This is a genomic window from Streptosporangium sp. NPDC006007 (assembly GCF_040614315.1).
Taxonomy (GTDB): domain Bacteria; phylum Actinomycetota; class Actinomycetes; order Streptosporangiales; family Streptosporangiaceae; genus Streptosporangium.
The window spans coordinates 1-1,040 of the sequence record NZ_JBEXUG010000119.1 but is presented as its reverse complement, the minus strand read 5'-3'; the positions used below and the strand labels follow the sequence as shown (position 1 = coordinate 1,040).

General features: G+C 66.9%; 1 protein-coding gene. It reads right to left on the bottom strand.

Translation table 11 applies throughout. The features are described from left to right. The coding region (locus ABZ194_RS30425; protein WP_355600454.1) for a universal stress protein at positions 1-1,040 on the bottom strand (1,040 nt) is incomplete at both ends.

Sequence of the window (1,040 nt, the reverse complement as noted above, 5' to 3'; positions counted from 1 at the left end):
GATCATGTGGACGTCGATCGACCCCGACAACGCCGTCGTGGTCACCCCCACCCCCCGCGAGAACACCTGCGCGAACCGCCCCCGCCGAGACGCCCCCAACACCAACTGCGTCGCGTTCACCCCCCGAGCGAAATCCAGCAACGCCCGCGGCACCCCCTCCCCCACCACCTGGTGATAACTCCCCCCCAACCCCTCCACCAACAACCGCTGACGCCCCAACCCCACCGGATCCGCCCCCACCAGCCCATCCGACCGCGTCACATGCACCGCCAGCAAATCCGCACCCTTCGACCGCGCCGCGATCCGCGCCGCCCGCCGCACCAACGTGTCCCCCTCAGGACCCCCCGTCAACGCCACCACCACCCGCTCCCGCGCCTCCCACGTCCCCCCAATCCCATGATCAGCCCGATAACGACCCAGCTGATCATCAACCTCCCCCGCCACCCACAACAACGCCAACTCCCGCAAAGCCGTCAAATTCCCCACCCGGAAATAATTCGACAACGCCGCATCCACCCTCCCCGGCGGATACACATTCCCGTGCGCCATCCGCCGCCGCAACGCATCCGGCGACATATCCACCAACTCCACCGCATCCGCCCGCCGCACCACCTCATCCGGCACCGTCTCCCGCTGCACCACCCCCGTAATCCGCTCCACCACATCATTCAACGACTCCAGATGCTGAATGTTCACCGTCGAGATCACATCAATCCCCGCATCCAAAAGCTCCTCCACGTCCTGCCACCGCTTCACATTCCGCGACCCCGGCACATTCGTATGCGCCAACTCATCCACCAGCACCACCCTCGGCCCCCGCGCCACCACCGCCCCCACATCCAGCTCGGCGAACTCCGCCCCCCGATGCACCACCACCCGGCGCGCCACCACCTCCAACCCCTCCAGCAACTCCGCCGTCCGCGAACGACCATGGGTCTCCACCAAACCCACCACCACATCCGTCCCACGCCCCAACCGCCGACGCCCCTCACTCAACATCGCGTACGTCTTACCGACACCAGGCGCCGCACCCAGATAGA